Genomic DNA, 13,215 nt, shown 5'->3' on the forward strand with positions numbered 1-13,215 from the left:
CTGAACGGTACGTCAGATCCACCCCTCCAGGGCGGACATGAACCCGTCGAACTCGTCCCGGTGGACGGTGTGCCCCGCCCCCTTCACCGTACGGAGTTCGAACCCGCGGTCCGTCAGCATCCGGGCGTGCTCCGGCCGCACCAGCGTGCTCGGATCGGCGAGGACGACGAGGGAGGGCACCACGGGCCGGACCGGCCACAGGTCGGCGCCGACGAACTCCGTGAGCCCGTGGGCCGTCCGCTCGTCCCAGTCCCGCACCGAGGCCATCTCGACGTCGATGTCCTCCTCCGGCCAGTGCGGGTTGAACCCCCTGATCTGCTCGCGGGTCATCGACTTGCCCCTGACGAAGAGCTCGGCCCGGTAGCCGCAGGGGCCGGCCGCCAGGTGCCAGGCCGGGTCGGAGTACACCGCGCGGGCCGGCGCCAGCCGCTCCACCGCCCGGGCGAGGACGAGCCCGCCGAGCGAGTGGCCGATCGCCAACTCCGCGCCGGCCGGAAGGGTTTCGACGAGGTCGTCGGCGTGGTCGTCCGGCCGGTACGCCTCCGGGCCCGGGGCCCGGTCGCTCGCCCCGTGCCCCCGCAGGTCCACGGCGATCACCCGGTAGCCGCGATCCGCGAGCGCCGGCCCGACCCTGCGCCAGGTGCGGTGGTCGGCCATGAGGCCGTGGACGAGCAGGGCCGTCCGGTCACCGGATCCCCAAGTGGTGGTGTGCAGGCGCACGGTGCCGCCTTCCTGCGGTGCTCGGCGGGCACCGACGGGGCGGGCGCACGCCGTGGACGGGGCGCGGCCGACGGGGTCGGCGCACGCTGCTTGTGGGCTGCGGCGCGCGCCGACGGGATCAGCGCACGCTGCGGATGGGGCGCACGGCCAGCGCGCCGAGTACCGACAGTACGGCCGCGACCAGGAAGAGCGCCGTGTATCCGCCACTGAGCGACACGATGAGCGAGGCCACGAAGGGGGCGACGATCTGCGGGCCGGCGTTGGCGACGTTGAGGACGCCCATGTCCCGGGCCGCGTCCTCGGCCTTGGGCAGCACCATGGTCACCAGGGCGGTGTCGACGGCCATGTAGCAGCCGAAGCCGAGGCCGTTGACGACGGAGAAGGCCAGCATCCCGGTCCAGCTGCTGGAGACGGCGGGGATGAGCAGCGCGACGGCGGCGAGCGCGGCGGAGGCGCCGACGAAGAGCTTGCGGCGGTCGTACCGGTCGGAGAGCCAGCCGCCGAGGACGGTGGAGACCACCATGGCGACCGAGTTGACCGGCATGAGGATCGCCACGGCCTCCTCGGCGCTCAGCCCGGCGGGCAGGTCGGTGTGGTCCTTGAGGATGTACAGCTGGAAGCCGGCCACGGCGAAGTAGCCGAGGATGAGCAGGGCGCGGCCGATGAACGCCCAGCGGAAGTCGTGGTTCCTGAGCGCGCTGCCGAAGGCCGCGATCTGCTCCTTGACGGGCAGCGGCGCCTTCGGGGGCATGCGCTCCTCGCGGGCGCAGGTGGTGAACAGTACGGCGGTGGCGGCGACGATCGCGCCGAAGACGAGGTAGCCGGTGCGGTAGTGCTCGGAGAAGGCCGCGCCGACGAGGGCGCCGATCGTGGAGCCGATGGGGAGGCCGAGCCCGACGGCGGCCGAGGCCTTGCCCCGCGCGGCCAGGGGGACCCGGTCGGGGACCACGGAGGTGATGGCCGCCTGGTAGATGTTCATGACGGCCTGGCCCAGACACCAGGCGATGGTGACCAGCAGGATCGTGTGGACGCTGCCGAGGAGCAGCATCACGGGGAGGGCGAGCAGGCCGCCGGCGAGGATCCAGGGGTTGCGGCGGCCCGACCGGTCCGAGAGGGCGCCCGCGACCGGGTTGAAGACGGTGGCGAAGATCGCGGATATGCCGGAGACGAGGCCGAAGTTCGCCACCTTGCCGACGGGGTCGATGGCCTCGATCTGGAGCGCGAGGAGCATGCCGGGGACGCCGATGTACAGCGCGTACATCGCGGTGTTGCCGGCGAGCAGCAGGGGCAGCAGGCCGCGCGTCGGCCGGGGGGCCGTGGGGGAGCCGGGGACGACCGTGCCGGTGGCGGAACCGGGGGCACCCGTGTCGGAGCCGGGCCCGGGGGAGGAAAGGGCCACTTTGCCCTCCTGAGGAGATCGCCCGACGAGGGGGCGAGGAGCGGATTGAACGGGGAGGTGACACGTGTCAGTGACTCGTGTGAGCATTGTGTAGCACCCGATTCCGGCCATCCGCCAGACCCTGCGCCGGATTGTTCTGGAAAGATGCCGGATCGATGAGCCAGCCAACCGATCAGTCCCCCGAACGCCCCTCCGGGCGGGCGGTCCCGACCAGCGCCGACGTCGCGCGCCTCGCGGGCGTCTCCCGGGCCACCGTCTCGTACGTCCTGAACAACACCTCGGCCGTCCGCATCAGCGAACCCACCCGGCGCCGGGTCCGCGAGGCCGCCGAGGAGCTGGGCTACGTGCCGCACGCCGCGGCCCGCAGCCTGCGCGCCGGCCACAGCCGCATGGTGCTGCTCCCGACCTCCCACGTCCCCGTCGGGCCGCTGTACAGCCAGTTCTTCAACGACTTCCAGTGGGCCCTGCGCCGCCTCGACTACACGGTCGTGCAGTACGGCAGCGTCGGCCTGGAGGGCGAGGAGGCCGCCCGCGCCTGGGCCGAGCTGCGGCCGGTGGCCGTGGTCTCCCTCGGCGAGGTCGAGCTCAGTGGGCAGGGCGTCGAGATCCTCAAGCGGTCCGGGGCCCGGGCCGTGATCACCCTCGGCACCCAGCGCGTGGAGGGCACCCACGCCCTCGTCATGGACCAGGGGCGGGTCGGCGAGGTGGCCACCGAGCACCTCCTGGCGACCGGCCGGCGCCGGATCGGCGTCGTCGTCCCCGAGGAGCCGGGCCTCTCGATGTTCTCCGGACCGCGCCTCGACGGCGCGCGCCGCGCGGCCGGGGGCACCGGCGCCACCGTCGTACCCCTGCCGCTGCGGTACGAGGAGGAGTCGGCGGACGCGCTCGCCGCGCGGTGGCGCGAACTCGGGCTCGACGGCGTCTTCGCGTACAACGACGAGTACGCGATGCTCCTGATGCGGTCGCTCCAGGACGCCGGGATCTCCGTGCCCGCGGAGACCGCCGTCGTCGGCGCCGACGACCTGCTCCTCGGCCGGCTGCTGCGGCCCCGGCTCAGCACCGTACGGATCGACATGGTGCTCGGCCGCGAGCTGGCGGAGCTGGTCGACCGCGCCGTACGGGAACCGGACGCCCCGCCCCTCTCCCGCGACCTCCTGGACTCACGGATCGTGCACCGGGAGTCCAGCTGAGCGGGTGGGGCCCCTCGGTGCGGGAGTCGGGCTGAGCGGGTGGGGCCCCTCGGTGCGGGAGTCCGTCCGGGAGCCGAGCGGGACGGGTGCCCCGGCCGGACGGCGGGAGCGCGGGTCAGCGCTTAGCTTCGGTGCATGAGCACAGTTCCGAAGCGGTACGAGATCCTGCTGGTGCCCGAGCACGTGGAGGACCGCGGCGGCGCCGCCGTCACGGACAGCGCCATCCGCACGGCCGTCGTCGAGGCCACCGGGCGGCACGGCGAGTCGGGCTACCCGATCTACGAGGGGCACGGCATCCGGGCCGACATCGACCCCGAGACGGGCACGGTCGAGGCGCTGCTCGTCGACGGCCGCGAGCTCGACTACGGCCTCACTGCCCTGGTCCGCCCCGCCGCGGCCCACTGACCTCCCTCCCGTCGATCCCCTGTGTCCCGAAGCGGCCCGTTGACACGACGGGCCGTCGGACAGAGACTCTGCGCGCGCAATGCGGCGAAGATTGTTTCACCAGGCGAACAGAGTCGTCGTCGCTCCGAAGGTCTGAAGGTCCGAAGGTCACGTGGGAGAGAACCGATGAGCATCCGCGACGTCTACATCGTCGACGCCGTCCGCACCCCGATCGGGAAGTTCGGGGGCGCCCTCGCCTCCGTACGCCCCGACGACCTCGCGGCCCATGTCGTCCGCGCGCTCGTCGACCGCTCTCCCGCGCTCGACCCCGCGCGCGTGGACGACGTCTACTTCGGCGACGCCAACGGCGCGGGCGAGGACAACCGCGACGTCGCTCGGATGGCCGTCCTCCTCGCCGGGCTGCCCGTCACCGTCCCCGGCGTCACCGTCAACCGCCTCTGCGGCTCCGGTCTGGAGGCCGTGATCCAGGCGGCCCGCGCCATCGCCCTCGGCGACGCCTCCGTGGCGATCGCGGGCGGCGTCGAGTCGATGTCCCGCGCCCCCTGGGTCCTGCAGAAGCCCGAGCGGGCCTTCCCCGCCGGCCACCAGCAGCTCCACTCCACCACGCTCGGCTGGCGCATGACGAACCCGAAGATGCCCGCCGAGTGGACGGTCGCGCTGGGCGAGGGCGCGGAGCTCATCGCCGACAAGCACGGGCTCAGCCGCGAGCAGCAGGACACCTTCGCCCTCGCCAGCCACCGGAAGGCGGCCGAGGCCTGGGCGAAGGGCCTCTACGACGACGAGGTCGTCCCGTACCCCGGGGTGGACCTCACCCGCGACGAGTGCATCCGCGACACCACGTCCATGGAGGCCCTCGCCAAGCTCAAGCCCGCCTTCCGCCGCGAGGGCGGCACCGTCACGCCCGGCAACTCCTCGCCGCTCAACGACGGCGCGGCGGCGCTGCTCCTCGTCGACGAGGACGGGCTGCGCGAGACCGGCCGCGAACCCCTCGCCCGGATCCGCACCTCCGCGGTCACCGGGATCGAGCCCCAGCTCTTCGGCCTCGGGCCGGTCGCGGCGGTCCGTCGGGCGCTGGAGAAGGCCGGGCGTTCCTTCGCCGACCTGACGACCTTCGAGCTCAACGAGGCCTTCGCGGCCCAGTCGCTCGGCTGCCTCGCCGAATGGCCGGAACTCGACCCCGAAATCGTGAATCCTCGCGGTGGGGCCGTCGCGATCGGTCACCCGCTGGGTGCGTCCGGCGCCCGGCTCGCCGGCTCGGTGGCGCACCAGCTCGCGGCGGCCGGCTCGGGAACGGGCCTCGCGGCGCTCTGCATCGGCGTCGGCCAGGGCCTCGCGCTGGTCCTGGAGCGCTGAACCGGGCGGCCCGACGCGGCGGCCGCTCCACAACAGGCGAGGGCGCGGCGGCCGCCACCACGCACGCGGGGACGCAACCGCCGCCTCAGGACACGCGGGGGCGCGACGACCGCCGCCTCAGGACACGCGAGGACGCGACGACCGCCGCCTCAGGGCACGCGAGGGCGCGGCGGCCGCCCCACGACGCGCGAGAGGGGTACGGGAGGCTCTCCCGTACCCCTCTCGCGGTGGATCACTTCTGCTGTGCGCCCTCGATGGACTTGCGGACCTCGTCCATGTCCAGCTTGCGCGCCTGCCCGATGACGTCCTCCAGGGCGGTCTCCGGCAGCGCGCCGGGCTGCGCGAAGACGGCCACGTTGTCCCGGACGATCATCAGGGTCGGGATCGAGCGGATCTCGAACGCGGCGGCCAGCTCCTGCTGCGCCTCGGTGTCCACCTTGGCGAAGACGAGGTCCTGGTGCCGCTCGGACGCCGCCTCGAAGACCGGGGCGAACTGACGGCAGGGACCGCACCACGAAGCCCAGAAATCGATGAGGACGAATTCGCTCCCGCTCACGATCTCGTCGAAGTTGTCCTTGGTGAGCTCTACGGTGCTCATGCTGCCTACCTTTCGGGTCTCCTGGCGGTGTCCTCACGGTCCCCTGGGGACTCGCCCGGCACAACGGCGTATCGAGCCGCGCTATTCCGTACCTCTGCCACCAGACTGGGACCATGACACGAACGGTGGAAGACGAGCACACCTACGACGTGGTGGTGATCGGCGCGGGGCCGGTCGGCGAGAACGTCGTCGACCGGGTGAGGGCGGGCGGTCTCACCGCGGCGATCGTCGAGAGCGAGCTGATCGGCGGCGAGTGCTCGTACTGGGCGTGCATGCCCAGCAAGGCGCTGCTCCGCCCCGCGATCGCCCGTTCCGACGCCCGCAAGGTCGCCGGTCTGCGCGAGTCGGTCTACGGTCCGCTGGACGCGATGGACGTCTTCGCCCACCGGGACGAGGTCGTCGGCCACTGGAAGGACGACGGCCAGGTCGACTGGCTGGACTCGATCGGCGTCCGCGTCTTCCGGGGCCACGGCCGGCTCCTCGGGCCGCGCCGGGTCGAGGTCGCGGGTCCCGAGGGAGAACGCGACGTGCTCACCGCCCGGCACGCGGTCGCCGTCTGCACCGGCACCCGCGCGCTCCTCCCCGAGCTGCCGGGACTGCCCGCGGCGCACCCCTGGACCAGCCGTGAGGCGACCGGTTCCGACCGGGTGCCCGAGCGGCTCGTCGTCGTCGGCGGGGGAGTGGTGGGCGTGGAGATGGCCACCGCCTACCAGGCCCTCGGCGCGAAGGTGACCCTGCTCGTACGGGGCGGGGGGCTGCTGCCGCGCATGGAGCCGTTCCTCGGCGAGCACGTGGCCGCGGCGCTCACCGCGCGCGGCGCGGACGTCCGTACCGGCGTGGCGGTGAGCGCGGTGGTACGCGACGGGGGCACCGGACCGGTCACCGTGGTCCTGGAGGGCGGCGACCACGTCGAGGGCGACGAGGTGCTCTTCGCGACGGGCCGTAAGCCGCGCACCGAGGACATCGGCCTGGAGACGGTCGGTCTGACGCCGGGCTCCTGGCTCGACGTCGACGACAGCCTCCGGGTCACCGGAAGCGACTGGCTCTACGCCGTCGGCGACGTCAACCACCGTGCGCTCATGACCCACCAGGGCAAGTACCAGGCCCGGATCGCCGGCGCGGCCATCGCCGCCCGCGCACGGGCGGACGCCTCCCTGGACACCGGGCCCTGGGGCGCGCACACGGCCACCGCCGACCACGCCGCCGTGCCGCAGGTCGTGTTCAGCGACCCGGAGGCGGCCGCCGTCGGGCTCAGCCTCGCCGAGGCGGAGCGCGCGGGGCACCGGGTGCGGGCCGTGGACCTCGACATGCGGCAGGTCGCCGGGGCCGGTCTCTACGCCCAGGGGTACCGGGGGCACGCCCGGATGGTCGTGGACCTCGACCGGGAGGTGGTCCTCGGCGCCGCCTTCGTCGGGCCCGGCATCGGCGAGCTCCTCCATTCGGCGACGGTCGCCGTCGCGGGCGAGGTGCCGATCGCCCGCCTGTGGCACGCCGTCCCCGCGTATCCGACGCTGAGCGAGGCGTGGCTGCGCCTCCTTGAGGCGTACCGGGGCTGACGACCCGTCAACTGGCGTCGGTCGTCAGGGAGTACGGAGGGACCAGCGCGCGCCGCCGAGCGCGCGGCCTCCAGGGCGGGCCGGGGGCCGCGGCCCGGCTCCTGACCGAGGACCACCCGGGTGCTCAACCCGTCGAGCAGGGCCAGGAGTTCGGAGGCGTGGGCGTCGGCGTCCAGCGGGGCGAAACGCCGCCGTGCCGCGCCGGCCGCGAGCAGCGCCTCCAGGTCCTCCTGCCAGCCCGTGTCCGGTTCGGCCTGGGCCTCGCGACGCGCGGTGTTGCCCGGGGTGCGGGCCCAGAGCTCGATCCACAGGGTCCAGCGCGGATCGCGCGGATCGCGCGGGCCGCGCGGGAGGTAGAGCCGGAGGAAGAGGTCGAGCTTGCGCTCGGCCGTGATCCGGCGGGCGAGGAAGCGTGTCCGTCGCCGTGAGGCGCGGCACGCCGCGAACACCAAACACTTCATCGCCAAACGGCTCGTCGCCACCGCTGAACGCACCTCGCGCGGGATCGCCCTGGAAGACCTCTCGGGCATCCGGCAGAGGGTCACGGCCAAGAAGGACCAGCGGGCACGACTGCACTCCTGGGGTCGATACCGAACAGGGCGTCCGGGGCGGCCCAGGAGACGTACGCGAGGACCCGCCCGGAGGCCGACGGGGCGAAGGTCCGGCCGCCGTCCGTGGAGCGGACCACGCCGTCCTCGGTGGTGGCGAGGACCGTGCCCGGGGCGGCGGGGGAGACGGCGATGTCGAGGGCGCGCAGCGCGGCGCGGTCCTCCCAGGTGACCCCGTCGGCGCTGACGCGCAGGAGGCCGTTGGCGCTGTCGTAGCCGTAGACGGTGGAGTCCGCCGCGGTGTCGAGCGCGTGGAAGTCGACCTTCCCCGCGAGTGACCTCTCCTGCCAGGTGCGGCCGGAGTCCGTCGACGCGATGAGCCCGAGGTCGGCGGGGCGGTCGCCGCCGGGCGTCGGGTGTCCGCTCGCGAGGAAGTCGCCGCGGGCCGTGACCGTGAAGCCCATGAAGTCGTCGCGCCGGTCGCCGACCAGGGTCGGCCGACCGGCGACGTCCGGGGTGTGGAGGCCCTGGTGGGTGGCGACGTAGAGGGTGTCGCCGCGCAGGCCGAGGCCGTGGATGTGGTCGAGGGCCGATCCGGAACGGCCTTCGGGGGCCGGGGCCTCGGAGGTGCAGGCGGTCAGCGTCAAGGCGAGGGCCACGGCGGTGAGGGCGGCACCGAGGGTCGTGGCCGAGCGGCCGGAGAGGTACGTCTTCATCGTTCTTTCGCCAGGAGTACGCGGGTACGCGGGTACGCGGGCACGGGGGCACGGGGGTGCGCGGGTACGGGAGGCGCGGGGCGCGGCGGCGAGGGCGGCCCGTCCCGAGGTGGTGGGACGGGCCGCCCGTGACGCACGCGCGCGCGTGGCCGGGGGAGGAGAGGGCCGGATCAGAGCCGGTCGAGGATCTTCCGCAGCTGGGCGACCTCGGCGGACTGGGTCCGCACGACGTCGTCAGCGAGCTTCTTGGCGGTGGCGTTGCGCCCGTTCTTCTGCTCGTCCTTCGCCATGGCGACGGCGCCGTCGTGGTGGGCGATCATCAGCTCGGCGAACTTGCGGTCGAAGGCCTTGCCCTTGGTCGCGGCGAGGTCCTTCATGTCCTGGTCGGACATCATCCCGGCCATGCCGTGGCCGCCGCTGTGGTCCATCGCGGCGGACTCGGGCTTGCCCCAGCCCTTCAGCCAGGCCTTCATCTTCTGGATCTCCGGGTCCTGGGCCTGCTCGATCGCGGCGACCAGCTTCTTGACCTCGGGGTCCTCGGCCCGGCCGTCGGCGAGCTTCGCCATCTCCAGGGCCTGCTCGTGGTGGGGGATCATCATCTGCGCGAACATGACGTCCGCGTCGTCGAAGGGACCGGGCGCAGCGGCCTCGGCGGTGGCCCCCGAGGCGGTGGAGGGGGAGGCGGTGGCGGACATACCGCCGTGGTCCATACCGTTCTTGTCCTCGTCCGCGCCGCAGGCGGCGAGCAGGAGCGCGGTCGCGGTGACGGCGCCGGCGAGGGCGAACTTACGGGCGGTGCGGTGGGTGAAGGCACGCATGTGGGTGATACCTCGAGTGCTGTTCGTACGTACGGAGACGCGTACGGGAAATGGACAGGCCGAAGGCGTTCACGGGCAGCACGGGGCGCCCGCGGTGGCGGTACGGCCTAGATCCGCAGGACGGACAGCTGGGCGAGGTCGGGGGGCCGGCGCGGCGGGGCGTGCGGGCCGAGCGCGGGGGTGAGCCGCGCGAGGAGGAGGGTGAGCCAGTCGGGGCGGCGTCCGAGCGCGGCCCGGACGAGACCCGCGAACAGCCAGGCGCCGAGGACGGCCACGCAGAGGGTGGTCATGTCCATTCCGGTACCCGGCGCGTGCCGGGCGTCGGAGTCCCGGCTGCCGCCGTGAGGCCGGGCGTCGGAGTTCCCGCCGTCGGGCCGGGCGTCGGAACCCATGCCGTGGTGCGCGGCGGGGGCGCTGTGAGGCGAGCCGGAAGCGGCGTCCATGCCTCCGCCGGAGCCCTCTGGGTGGCCGACGGAGTGCATCAGGAACACTCCGAGCGCGAGCACGACGACGAGAAGGAGGTGCCCCAGGGCACCTCCCGCTCGTTCAGCGCGTTCCGCTCGGTGTGTACGCACAGCCAGGACCTCCTGGCGGCGAATATACCGCGTGGGGGTATCAGCTTCGCGTCAGGACAGGGTCAGGACGGGGTGTCGCCCGTCATGGCGGCGGCCATCCGCAGGTGCGGCGCGGCCTCCTCCGGTCGGCCCTGGCGCTCCAGGGCGCGCCCGAGCATGAGCCGGGCGTAGTGCTCGACGGGGTCGCGCTCCAGGACGGCGCGCAGCTCGGTCTCGGCGCGGGAGAGCTGCGCGGAGTGGTAGTAGGCCCGGGCGAGGAGGAGCCGTTGGGCCGTCTGCTCCGGGTGCTCGGCGACGAGGCCGCGGAGGATACGGACGGCGGTTCCGTACTCCTTCGCGTCGAAGAACAGCTGCGCCCGGTCCCAGCGTTCTGAGGCCGTTCCGAACTCGTAGTACGTGTCGCTCACTTGCTCTCCCTTTCCAGAGCCCCGGATCTGCCACCCTGTGGGGTGGTCGACCAGGTCAACACCGGCGGTTGGTTGAACATTCCACTAAGGATGGTTGAGCGTCATGAGCAATCTGGATCGTCAGGCCACGCTGACCGTGTGCGGCGGCCGCGGCTTCGTCGTCGCCGAACCGGTGCGGGAGCTGCTCAGCCCCCGCCATGTCCGGCTCGGCGAGTCGACCGAGGTCCGCAGACTGCTCCCGAACCTGGGCCGGCGCATGGTCGGCGCCTGGGCCTTCGTCGACCACTACGGCCCCGACGACATCGCCGACGAGCCCGGCATGCAGGTCCCACCGCACCCGCACATGGGGCTGCAGACCGTCAGCTGGCTCCACGACGGCGAGGTCCTGCACCGCGACTCCACCGGCAGCCTGCAGACCATCCGCCCGCGCGAGCTGGGCCTCATGACCTCCGGCCGGGCGATCTCCCACTCGGAGGAGAGCCCCCGGCCGCACGCCCGCTTCCTGCACGGCGCCCAGCTCTGGGTCGCCCTGCCCGACGCCCACCGGCACGTGGAACCCCACTTCCAGCACCACGCCGAACTGCCCCAGGTCACCGCGCCCGGCCTCACCGCCACGGTCATCCTCGGCGCGCTCGACGGCGCCGCCTCGCCGGGCACCACGTACACCCCGCTCGTCGGCGCGGACCTCGCCCTCACGGCGGGCACCGAGACGAGCCTGCCCCTGGAGCCCGACTTCGAGTACGCGGTCCTCGCCATGTCCGGCGAGGCCCACGTCGACGGCGTCCCGGTCCTGCCCGGCTCCATGCTCTACCTCGGCTGCGGCCGCACGGAACTCCCCCTCCGCGCGCTCTCGGACGCCGGTCTGATGCTCCTCGGCGGCGAACCCTTCGAGGAGGAGATCGTCATGTGGTGGAACTTCGTCGGCCGATCCGGTGACGAGATCGTACAGGCGCGCGAGGACTGGGAGAAGGGCTCGCGGTTCGGCGAGGTGCATGGCTACGACGGCGCCCGCCTGACTGCCCCGGAACTGCCCGCCACCCCGCTGAAGCCGCGGGGACGAGTGCGCTGACCTGGGCAAACGTGTGAGCGGGCGGGCCGTGCTCCTACTCGCGCCCGCGATGCCAGGACCCCCGATCCGCTGCCGGTCCTGTGGTCGAGGGGCGGGGGTCCACTGGGCTCGCGAGGGAGCGTGTCGAGTCTCGTCTTAAGTCATGTGTGCCAGGGTTCAATCGGATTGATGCTGACCTTTTGCTGACTTATCTGACTCATAGTCAGGTAGTGGGTCTCGCTGCTGCCGTTGCAGATAGGGGGCGGAGTGGCGGGATGCGCCGTCTTCAGAGAGATCGCGGCTGTACGCGACGACTTTGCTGAGGTGATCTGAGGGGCAAAGCAGTGCGCCCATAGGTGGTGCTCCCGGTCGCTACGGTCTGGCGCTGAGGGATTTACGTCTAGGTCGTGTATCGAAAGTGGATCTTGAGCGTGCATGATCACGGTTCATGGGGCGGGGAGATCTCACGGACGAAGAGTGGGCGGTGCTAGAGCCGTTGTTGCCGAAGGGGAGGAAGCCGGGGCGGCCGCCCGTCTGGCCTCGGCGACGGCTGATCGACGGCATACGGTTCCGGGTCCGGACCGGTGTTCCGTGGCGGGACGTACCCGTCGAGTACGGACCGTGGGGCCGGGTTTACGACCTGTTCCGCCGATGGCAGCGGGACGCACCTGGCACCGGGTCCTCACCCGGCTCCAGTCCCTGGCCGACGCGAAGGTTGCGATCGTGTGGGACCTGAGCGTCGACTCCACGGTGTGCCGCGCCCATCAGCACGCGGCCAGGGCCCGCAGGCAGGGCGACCTGCAGAAGGAACCGCCGGGCGGCATCTTCACCGAGCCTGTTGATCACGGACTGGGCCGCTCACGCGGCGGATTCACCACCAAGCTGCACCTGGCCGTCGAGCAAGGGCAAAAGCCCATGTCGATCGTGGTGACGGCAGGGCAGCGCGGCGACTCGCCGCAGTTCGAGACGGTGCTGGAGAAGGTCCGCGTGCCCCGCATCGGGCCGGGCCGGCCGCGCGTCCGCCCCGATCGCGTGCGGGCGGACAAGGCGTACGCCTCCCGCAAGAACCGCGCCTACCTGCGCCGCCGGGGCATCCGCTGCACCATCCCGGACAAGGCCGACCAGGCACGCAACCGCCAGAAGCTCGGCTCCCGCGGCGGCCGGCCACCGCGCTTCGACCCGGCCGACTACCGCGAGCGTCACGCGGTCGAGTGCGGGATCAACCGCCTCAAGCGCCACCGAGCCGTGGCCACCCGCTACGACAAACTCGCGGTCCGCTATGAGGCCACTGTCCTCGTAGCGGCCATCAACGAGTGGCTGTGATCAGCACGTGTCCCTAGAGCTCGTAGTCCTGGGCCAGCTCTTCCCAGCGAATGCTGCGAAGCGCAAGATCAGCATCCTCACCCGCCGGTACCTCCGGTGCCGGCTGGAACCAGGCGACGACGAGGGTGGAACCATCCATTGCCGGGTCGAGCGCCGTGGAGTCGAAGACACCGACGCAGGCCACTGAGGGCAGCACCTCAACGGGACCGAAGGCGCCAGCGGTCTCGTCCGGGTACTCGCGGGAGGGCGGAACAAGATGGACCGGCGTGGAGGGAAACGCGCGTTCGGCCTGCCGCTGGAGCCAACTGACCTTCAGGTCGTTGATGCGCTTGCACGGGTAGCCCTCCAGCATCCCCCCGTAGGTCGAAGACATCCGTAGCTCGGTGAGCCGGATCGAACGACCGGAAGAGAGGACTATGTGACCCAGTGGCATGCCGACACCCTATGCACACGGTTCACTTCCGATACACGGCCTAGCAGCCACTGACCGGGGCCAGAAGGCCCGGTACGACCACGGGGCGGCCTCTGGCGACAGAGGCCGCCCCGTGGTCGTTCAGAG

At 72.5% G+C, this 13,215-nt stretch carries 14 protein-coding genes and 1 pseudogene; 6 read left to right on the forward strand and 9 right to left on the reverse strand.

The annotated features are described in order from the left end of the window. Positions 1–12 precede the first annotated feature (12 nt). Entirely contained in the window at positions 13–720 is a 708-nt protein-coding gene (locus ACN9M0_RS32795; protein ID WP_426404702.1) for an alpha/beta fold hydrolase, read from the reverse strand. A 118-nt stretch (positions 721–838) separates the two neighbouring features. Then, complete coding sequence (locus ACN9M0_RS32800; protein ID WP_366041321.1) at positions 839–2,119, reverse strand: MFS transporter; 1,281 nt, start codon at positions 2,117–2,119, stop codon at positions 839–841. A 155-nt stretch (positions 2,120–2,274) separates the two neighbouring features. Here ACN9M0_RS32800 and ACN9M0_RS32805 point away from each other — a divergent pair, with 155 nt between their 5' ends. The 3 genes from ACN9M0_RS32805 (at position 2,275) to ACN9M0_RS32815 (ending at position 5,067) form a co-directional block, all read left to right on the forward strand. Next, positions 2,275–3,309, forward strand: coding sequence for a LacI family DNA-binding transcriptional regulator (locus tag ACN9M0_RS32805; protein WP_426404703.1), 1,035 nt, complete (start codon positions 2,275–2,277; stop codon positions 3,307–3,309). A 135-nt stretch (positions 3,310–3,444) separates the two neighbouring features. After that, on the forward strand, positions 3,445–3,714 hold the full coding sequence (locus ACN9M0_RS32810; RefSeq protein ID WP_366041319.1) for a hypothetical protein: 270 nt from the start codon (positions 3,445–3,447) through the stop codon (positions 3,712–3,714). Positions 3,715–3,879: 165 nt separating this feature from the next. Next, on the forward strand, positions 3,880–5,067 hold the full coding sequence (locus tag ACN9M0_RS32815; RefSeq protein ID WP_426404704.1) for a thiolase family protein: 1,188 nt from the start codon (positions 3,880–3,882) through the stop codon (positions 5,065–5,067). Positions 5,068–5,299: 232 nt separating this feature from the next. Here ACN9M0_RS32815 and trxA read toward each other — a convergent pair whose 3' ends face one another. Then, positions 5,300–5,665 (reverse strand): thioredoxin, encoded by a 366-nt coding sequence (gene trxA, locus ACN9M0_RS32820; protein WP_366041317.1) that lies wholly within the window; start codon positions 5,663–5,665, stop codon positions 5,300–5,302. A 113-nt stretch (positions 5,666–5,778) separates the two neighbouring features. On the opposite strand from trxA, the gene ACN9M0_RS32825 reads away from it, so the two are divergent. Then, positions 5,779–7,221 (forward strand): dihydrolipoyl dehydrogenase family protein, encoded by a 1,443-nt coding sequence (locus ACN9M0_RS32825; RefSeq protein ID WP_426404705.1) that lies wholly within the window; start codon positions 5,779–5,781, stop codon positions 7,219–7,221. 116 nt (positions 7,222–7,337) lie between these two features. Here the strand turns inward: ACN9M0_RS32825 and ACN9M0_RS32830 are convergent. From ACN9M0_RS32830 to ACN9M0_RS32850, 5 genes and pseudogenes are all read right to left on the reverse strand, one after another. Next, positions 7,338–7,751: pseudogene (locus ACN9M0_RS32830) on the reverse strand (TetR family transcriptional regulator C-terminal domain-containing protein); the annotation flags it as partial. A gap of 11 nt (positions 7,752–7,762) precedes the next feature. Then, the gene (locus ACN9M0_RS32835; protein WP_426404706.1) at positions 7,763–8,485 is read right to left on the reverse strand and encodes a F510_1955 family glycosylhydrolase; all 723 of its coding nucleotides are present in this window, start codon (positions 8,483–8,485) and stop codon (positions 7,763–7,765) included. Between the two features lie 170 nt (positions 8,486–8,655). Then, entirely contained in the window at positions 8,656–9,303 is a 648-nt protein-coding gene (locus ACN9M0_RS32840; RefSeq protein WP_366041313.1) for a DUF305 domain-containing protein, read from the reverse strand. Positions 9,304–9,410: 107 nt separating this feature from the next. Continuing rightward, positions 9,411–9,785 carry a hypothetical protein gene (locus ACN9M0_RS32845; protein WP_399701727.1) on the reverse strand — a complete coding sequence of 125 codons (375 nt, stop codon included), beginning with the start codon at positions 9,783–9,785 and terminating at the stop codon, positions 9,411–9,413. A 155-nt stretch (positions 9,786–9,940) separates the two neighbouring features. Beyond that, on the reverse strand, positions 9,941–10,285 hold the full coding sequence (locus ACN9M0_RS32850) for a tetratricopeptide repeat protein (RefSeq protein WP_366041312.1): 345 nt from the start codon (positions 10,283–10,285) through the stop codon (positions 9,941–9,943). 103 nt (positions 10,286–10,388) lie between these two features. Here ACN9M0_RS32850 and ACN9M0_RS32855 point away from each other — a divergent pair, with 103 nt between their 5' ends. After that, positions 10,389–11,354 carry a pirin family protein gene (locus ACN9M0_RS32855; RefSeq protein WP_399701710.1) on the forward strand — a complete coding sequence of 322 codons (966 nt, stop codon included), beginning with the start codon at positions 10,389–10,391 and terminating at the stop codon, positions 11,352–11,354. 427 nt (positions 11,355–11,781) lie between these two features. Next, a protein-coding gene (locus tag ACN9M0_RS32860; protein ID WP_366041310.1) for an IS5 family transposase occupies positions 11,782–12,656 on the forward strand; the annotation gives its coding sequence in 2 pieces (ribosomal slippage) (positions 11,782–11,998 and positions 11,998–12,656; 876 coding nt in all). Positions 12,657–12,669: 13 nt separating this feature from the next. Here ACN9M0_RS32860 and ACN9M0_RS32865 read toward each other — a convergent pair. Further along, positions 12,670–13,089, reverse strand: coding sequence for a hypothetical protein (locus ACN9M0_RS32865; RefSeq protein ID WP_366041309.1), 420 nt, complete (start codon positions 13,087–13,089; stop codon positions 12,670–12,672). Between the last annotated feature and the right edge of the window lie 126 nt (positions 13,090–13,215).

The sequence above is a fragment of the Streptomyces sp. R-07 genome (assembly GCF_049913175.1).
Lineage (GTDB): Bacteria > Actinomycetota > Actinomycetes > Streptomycetales > Streptomycetaceae > Streptomyces.